The sequence below is a fragment of the Pseudomonas sp. EB271-G4-1 genome (assembly GCF_058791355.1).
Window position 1 is genome coordinate 45,758 of sequence record NZ_JBYTEO010000050.1, and the last position, 6,654, is coordinate 52,411.

6 protein-coding genes are annotated in these 6,654 nt (G+C 58.1%); all 6 read left to right on the forward strand.

The genetic code is table 11. From position 1 onward, the window contains the following. Nucleotides 1–12 precede the first annotated feature (12 nt). The 6 genes from cysK to AC3WWR_RS22580 all read left to right on the forward strand — a co-directional run bounded on the left by cysK (nt 13) and on the right by AC3WWR_RS22580 (nt 6,573). The gene (gene cysK / locus AC3WWR_RS22555) at nt 13–987 is read left to right on the forward strand and encodes a cysteine synthase A (protein ID WP_020797838.1); all 975 of its coding nucleotides are present in this window, start codon (nt 13–15) and stop codon (nt 985–987) included. 232 nt (nt 988–1,219) lie between these two features. Beyond that, the gene (locus AC3WWR_RS22560) at nt 1,220–2,158 is read left to right on the forward strand and encodes an aspartyl/asparaginyl beta-hydroxylase domain-containing protein (protein ID WP_492599067.1); all 939 of its coding nucleotides are present in this window, start codon (nt 1,220–1,222) and stop codon (nt 2,156–2,158) included. Nucleotides 2,159–2,480: 322 nt separating this feature from the next. After that, the gene (rfbB, locus tag AC3WWR_RS22565) at nt 2,481–3,551 is read left to right on the forward strand and encodes a dTDP-glucose 4,6-dehydratase (RefSeq protein ID WP_168757399.1); all 1,071 of its coding nucleotides are present in this window, start codon (nt 2,481–2,483) and stop codon (nt 3,549–3,551) included. Further along, the gene (gene rfbD / locus AC3WWR_RS22570; RefSeq protein ID WP_020797841.1) at nt 3,548–4,444 is read left to right on the forward strand and encodes a dTDP-4-dehydrorhamnose reductase; all 897 of its coding nucleotides are present in this window, start codon (nt 3,548–3,550) and stop codon (nt 4,442–4,444) included. Before rfbB ends, rfbD begins: the two co-directional genes overlap by 4 nt. A 2-nt stretch (nt 4,445–4,446) precedes the next feature. After that, nucleotides 4,447–5,325 (forward strand): glucose-1-phosphate thymidylyltransferase RfbA, encoded by an 879-nt coding sequence (gene rfbA, locus AC3WWR_RS22575; RefSeq protein WP_020797842.1) that lies wholly within the window; start codon nt 4,447–4,449, stop codon nt 5,323–5,325. A gap of 384 nt (nt 5,326–5,709) precedes the next feature. Further along, complete coding sequence (locus AC3WWR_RS22580) at nt 5,710–6,573, forward strand: DMT family transporter (RefSeq protein WP_020797843.1); 864 nt, start codon at nt 5,710–5,712, stop codon at nt 6,571–6,573. Nucleotides 6,574–6,654 lie beyond the last annotated feature (81 nt).

Here is a 6,654-nt window from a genome sequence, read left to right on the forward strand (position 1 = left end):
AAGGACCCAGCCATGAGCCGTATCTACGCTGACAATGCCCATTCCATCGGTAATACGCCGTTGGTGCAGATCAACCGTATCGCGCCGCGCGGCGTCACCATCCTGGCCAAGATAGAGGGACGCAACCCCGGTTACTCGGTCAAGTGCCGGATCGGTGCCAACATGATCTGGGATGCCGAAAGCACAGGCAGGCTCAAGCCGGGCATGACCATTGTCGAGCCGACTTCCGGCAACACCGGCATCGGCCTGGCCTTCGTGGCCGCCGCGCGAGGCTATAAATTGATGCTGACCATGCCGGCCTCCATGAGCATCGAGCGCCGTAAGGTACTCAAGGCGCTGGGGGCGGAACTGGTGCTGACCGAGCCGGCCAAGGGCATGAAAGGTGCGATCGAAAAGGCCGGGGAAATAGTCGCCAGTGATCCGGCCCAATACTTCATGCCGGCGCAGTTCGACAACCCGGCCAACCCCGCCATCCACGAAAAGACCACCGGGCCCGAGATCTGGAACGATACCGACGGTGCGGTGGATGTATTGGTGGCGGGTGTCGGAACAGGCGGAACCATTACCGGCGTTTCGCGGTATATCAAGAATACCCAGGGCAAACCTATCGTCTCGGTGGCGGTGGAGCCCGCTGTATCACCGGTGATTTCACAAGCGTTGGCCGGTGAAGAAATCAAACCCAGCCCGCACAAGATCCAGGGCATCGGTGCCGGTTTTGTGCCGAAAAACCTCGACCTGTCGATCGTCGACCGGGTGGAACTGGTCACCGACGAGGAGTCCAAGGCCATGGCCCTGCGCTTGATGCAGGAAGAAGGCATTCTGTGCGGCATTTCCTGCGGCGCCGCGATGGCAGTGGCGGTGCGCCTGGCGGAGACCCCGGAAATGCAGGGCAAGACCATTGTCGTGATCCTTCCGGATTCCGGTGAACGTTACTTGTCGAGCATGCTGTTCAGCGATCTGTTCACCGAGCAGGAAAATCAGCAGTAACGGGCAGCGAAGCTTCAAACGGTGGAGAGGGGGCATCCCTTCTTCATCGAGTGTGAATGACGTCGATCAGCAAGCGTTCAGGCACGCTGTGTTAAGAAGTGATTTGTTACGCATTGCTTGACACTGTATCTCGGGTTCCGCGGGTTTTCCCCGTGATTGGTAGTGGTTATCATGCCTATGGCCGCGTCGAGGAATGGCGTTGCGCAGATGTCTATCGATCAAGGAGTTGTTGATGAGCGTTTCGATTGCCGCAAAAGCGTCGTTGTTGCTGCTGTTTCTGGGCAGTACCTACTATGTGCATGTGCGCGGCAAGGCGCGGTTGCCGGTCTTGCGTCAATTTGTCAACCACTCGGCCCTGTTTGCCCCCTACAACGCCATGATGTACCTGTTCTCCGGCGTGCCTTCAAAACCCTACCTGGACCGCAGCAAGTTTCCCGAGCTGGATGTGCTTAAGTACAACTGGGAAATTATCCGCGACGAAGCGATGCACCTGTTTGATGAGGGTTACATTCGCGCCGCGGAAAAAAACAACGACGCCGGGTTCGGTTCGTTTTTCAAGAAGGGCTGGAAGCGTTTTTACCTGAAGTGGTACGACAAACCCTTGCCTTCGGCCGAACTGCTGTGCCCGAAGACCGTGGCGCTGGTCAGTGCGATTCCCAACGTCAAGGGGGCCATGTTCGCCCTGCTGCCGGGGGGCAGTCATCTTAATCCGCACCGCGATCCATTCGCCGGCTCCCTGCGCTATCACCTGGGGTTGGCGACGCCCAATAGCGACGCTTGCCGCATCTACGTCGACGGTCAGGCCTACGCCTGGCGTGACGGTGAAGACGTGATGTTCGACGAAACCTATGTACACTGGGTCAAGAACGAAACCGACAAGCCCCGAGTCATCCTGTTCTGCGACATCGAGCGCCCGCTCAGCAATCGTTTGATCACAGGAATCAACCGCTGGATCAGTGGCCTGCTGGGGCGCGCCACCGCGCCGCAGAACCTTGCGGACGAACGCGTAGGCGGGATTAACCAGGCCTATGCCTGGAGCAAGCGATTCAGCGACAGGTTCAGTGGGGCGATCAAGCAGTGGAAACGTCGTTATCCCAAGGCGTACCGGGTAATGCGGCCGGTATTGGCGATCGGCGTGCTGGCTTTGCTGGCTCATTGGCTGCTGGGCTGAACAACTGCTGGCCACAACGACAGGAAAAAAGATCGCCACCAGGCGATCTTTTTTTATTTTTGGAAGCTTTGCTATATTACAAATGTCGCCCGTAAATGCCGTCAGGGCGCCCAGAGAGTATATGGAGCCGGTCGCAGAACTGGCGTGCGCTGAATGTTCAAAACCTAATTCAACCCTTGCGACAGCAGAATTGCCTTGGCCGTAACGCCATTGGGTTTTAACCGGGCTGCACGGTTTTCAAGCCTGCCGGTTTTGAAGGGGCAATGCGTCTTTGAGAACCTGGGCCCGATCCTCGCAACCTTACTGAAAAAGGTCTGAATCAATGACCATCCTGGTAACTGGCGGTGCAGGCTTCATTGGGGCAAACTTCGTATTGGACTGGCTGGCTCACTCCGACGAAACCGTAGTCAATCTGGACAAGCTGACCTATGCCGGCAACCTGGATAACCTCAGCAGCCTGACGGGCAATACGCAGCATGTATTCGTGCAAGGCGATATCGGCGACAGCGCCTTGGTCGAAGGCTTGCTCGAAGAGCACCGGCCCCGTGCCATTCTCAATTTTGCCGCCGAGTCGCATGTCGACCGCTCCATCCACGGGCCACAGGCATTCATCGACACCAACATCGTTGGCACATTTCGTTTGCTGGAAGCCGTACGCGCCTACGTAAAAGGGCTGGCGAGCGATTCGTTGCAGGCCTTTCGCTTCCTGCATGTGTCTACCGACGAAGTCTATGGTTCGCTGGCCAAGGACGAGGCGGCGTTCACCGAACGTCACGCGTATGAACCCAACAGTCCCTACTCGGCGAGCAAAGCCGCCAGCGATCACCTGGTGCGCGCCTATCATCACACCTATGGCCTGCCCGTACTGACCACCAACTGCTCGAACAACTATGGGCCATATCATTTCCCGGAAAAGTTGATTCCGTTGATGATCGTCAACGCGCTGGCCGGTGAGGCATTGCCGGTCTATGGCGATGGCCAGCAAATCCGCGACTGGTTGTACGTCAAGGACCACTGCAGCGCCATCCGCCGCGTGTTGGAGGCCGGCAGCGTGGGTGAGGTCTACAACGTCGGTGGCTGGAACGAAAAAACCAACCTGGAAATCGTGCACACCGTCTGCGCGCTGCTTGATGAGCTACGTCCGCGCGCGGACGGGCAACCCTACCATGCACAAATCAGCTACGTGACCGATCGGCCAGGGCACGACCGTCGTTATGCCATCGATGCCCGCAAACTCGAACGTGAACTGGGCTGGAAGCCGGCAGAAACCTTTGAGACCGGCATTCGCAAAACCGTCCAGTGGTACCTGGACAACCAGGATTGGGTGCGCAATATCCAGTCCGGTGCCTACCGCGAATGGGTCGAGAAAAATTATGCCGGGCGCCGCGCATGAAGCTGCTCTTGCTCGGCAAGAACGGCCAGGTGGGGTGGGAGCTGCAACGCAGCCTTGCGCCCCTTGGAGAAGTGTTGGCTCTGGACTCCTCAAGCCAGGCGTACTGCGGTGACCTGAATGATTTGCCGGGGCTGGCCACTACCGTGCAACGCTTCGCGCCAGACGTTATCGTTAACGCCGCGGCCTACACTGCGGTCGACAAGGCCGAAAGCGAATCGCAGCTGGCCTATCGGATCAATGCCGATGCGCCGGCAGTGCTGGCGCAAGAGGCGCTACGGCTCAAGGCTCTGCTGGTGCATTACTCCACCGATTATGTGTTCGCAGGGCTTGGCGACCAACCCTGGCAGGAAACTGATCCGGTAGCGCCATTGAGTGTCTATGGCGCCAGCAAGCTGGCCGGCGAACAGGCGATTGCCGCCAGCGGCTGTGCGCATCTGATCTTGCGAACCAGCTGGGTGTATTCCGCGCGGGGCAACAACTTTGCCACGACCATGCTGCGCCTGGCCCGTGAACGTGAAAGCCTGGCCGTGATCGATGACCAGTTCGGCGCACCAACCGGTGCCGAATTGCTGGCGGATGTGACCGCCCATGTCATCCGCAGCGTACTGGCCGACCCGCAATTGGGCGGGATCTATCACCTTGCCGCCACTGGCGAAACCACCTGGTGTCGCTATGCTCGATTTGTACTAGAACAAGCCGAGCGCGCAGGCATGAATCTCAAGGTAACCCCGGCAATGGTCGAGGCGATCGGCACCGAGGCGTACCCGACGCCGGCACGACGCCCAGGCAACTCCCGACTCGATACGCGAAAATTGCAAAAGGCCTTTGCGCTGAGCTTGCCTGACTGGAAAGTCGGCGTGACACGGATGCTCGCAGAAATACTGGAGAAATGAATATGCTCAATCGTAAAGGCATCATCCTTGCCGGCGGCTCCGGTACACGTCTGCATCCGGCGACACTGTCCATCTCCAAGCAGCTGCTGCCGGTTTACGACAAGCCGATGATCTACTACCCACTGAGCACCCTGATGCTGGCGGGTATCCGCGATATCCTGATCATTTCCACACCCCAGGACACTCCGCGTTTCGAGCAGCTGCTGGGGGATGGCGCCCGTTGGGGCCTGAACATTACCTATGCCGTGCAGCCTTCGCCCGATGGCCTGGCGCAGGCATTCATCATCGGCGAAGACTTTATCGGCAACGACCCCAGCGCCCTGGTCCTGGGTGACAACATCTATCACGGCCACGACTTCATCAACATCCTGCAAAGTGCCATGGCGCGCCAGTCCGGGGCGAGTGTCTTTGCCTATCACGTCAATGACCCGGAGCGTTACGGCGTGGTCGAGTTCGACGGCCAGGGCAAGGCGATCAGCCTGGAAGAAAAGCCACTCAAGCCCAAGTCGAACTTTGCGGTCACCGGCTTGTATTTCTATGACCAGGACGTGGTCGAGATGGCAAAGAGCATCAAGCCATCGGCGCGTGGCGAGCTGGAAATCACCGATATCAACAGTCTTTACCTGGACCAGGGCAACCTGTCGGTAGAAATCATGGGGCGCGGTTATGCCTGGCTGGATACCGGGACTCACGACTCACTGCTCGATGCCAGTCTGTTCATTGCCACGCTCGAACGTCGCCAGGGCCTGAAAGTCGCGTGCCCTGAAGAAATTGCTTTCCGGCAGAAATGGATCGATGCCGATCAGTTGCAAAGACTGGCGGCCCCCTTGGCGAAAAATGGTTACGGCCAGTACCTCAACCGTCTTTTGCAAGCGGGTTGATGCCTGTCACGCCTTCCAATGCATTGCCAAGGGTGTCGAGCTCTGGGTATAGTCAACACAAGCAGGTCCTCATGACCTGCTTTCTTAATCCCTCGAAAAAGATCAGCCCAATGCCTGCATCCCTCATCAACGCGGTAGTCGATTCAGCGGTCAACGCTGGCGTCGTGCCGTGCGGGAACCAGCAGCCTGTGCAGATCAGTCATTACCCTCCACCTGTCAGTAGCACGTCGGTGTGCGCAGTCGTAGCGCCGCCGGGTGTTGGCATTTCGGGCTGATCAGCGTTTTCTGCTGTTTCCCTGCCCGCCTGCAAATACGCCCGTAAAAAAACTACTGGATTTCAGCTTCGGCTGAGTTGGCTTCTTGCCTGACTACAGGTGGTATTTCATGTTTGTCCTTTCAAAAAAGTCCGCGCTCGCGGCGGCTTCCACGAGCCTGTTCGTTCTGCTGTGGAGCAGCGGGGCGATCTTCTCCAAGTGGGGGTTGGCCCATGCGTCACCCTTTGCCTTTCTGTTGATTCGCTTCGTCATCGCCTTGTGCGGCCTGGTGTTGTTGATGCCGTTGCTCAAATTGAAGTTGCCCAAGGGCGGCAAGGCGATGCGGTATGCGATGGCCACCGGTTTGGTGTTGCTGGGGGCGTACCAGATTTTTTATCTGCTGGCGCTCGACCTCAAGGTCACGCCCGGAGTGATGGCGACCATCATGGGCGTGCAACCGATTCTCACGGTGGTGCTCATGGAGCGTCAGCGCTCAGCCAGCCGAATGTTCGGCCTGTCGCTGGGCTTGACCGGCTTGATCATGGTGGTCTATCAGGGCATCGGCCTGGCCGGCATGTCGCTGGCCGGGATGCTCTTTGGCTTGCTGGCGCTGGTGAGCATGACCTTCGGTTCGATCATGCAGAAACGCATCACCGACAATCCGCTCGGCACGCTGCCGGTGCAGTACCTGGCGGGGCTGTTGCTTTGCGGGATTTTCGTGCCGTTCCAGCCCTTTCATTTCGAACACGGTAGCGGTTTCATCGTGCCCGTGTTGTGGATGGGCCTGGTGGTGTCGGTGCTGGCGACCTTGTTGCTGTACCGCTTGATCGCCCGGGGCAATCTGGTGAATGTCACCAGCCTGTTCTATCTGGTACCCGCCGTGACGGCCGTGATGGATTACCTGATTTTCGGCAATCGACTGGCGATGTTGAGCATCCTCGGCATGGTGCTGATTATCGTCGGACTGGTGTTTGTATTCCGTAAAGCCGCGTAAACCATTTCCCTGTAGGAGCTGCCGAAGGCTGCGATCTTTTGATCTTTTAAAAAGCAAGATCAAAAGATCGCAGCCTTCGGC

Coding starts and splice junctions, on each gene's coding strand:
- cysK (WP_020797838.1), top strand. CDS start 13: ATGAGCCGTATCTACGCTGACAATGCCCATTCCATCGGTAATACGCCG.
- AC3WWR_RS22560 (WP_492599067.1), top strand. CDS start 1,220: ATGAGCGTTTCGATTGCCGCAAAAGCGTCGTTGTTGCTGCTGTTTCTG.
- rfbB (WP_168757399.1), top strand. CDS start 2,481: ATGACCATCCTGGTAACTGGCGGTGCAGGCTTCATTGGGGCAAACTTC.
- rfbD (WP_020797841.1), top strand. CDS start 3,548: ATGAAGCTGCTCTTGCTCGGCAAGAACGGCCAGGTGGGGTGGGAGCTG.
- rfbA (WP_020797842.1), top strand. CDS start 4,447: ATGCTCAATCGTAAAGGCATCATCCTTGCCGGCGGCTCCGGTACACGT.
- AC3WWR_RS22580 (WP_020797843.1), top strand. CDS start 5,710: ATGTTTGTCCTTTCAAAAAAGTCCGCGCTCGCGGCGGCTTCCACGAGC.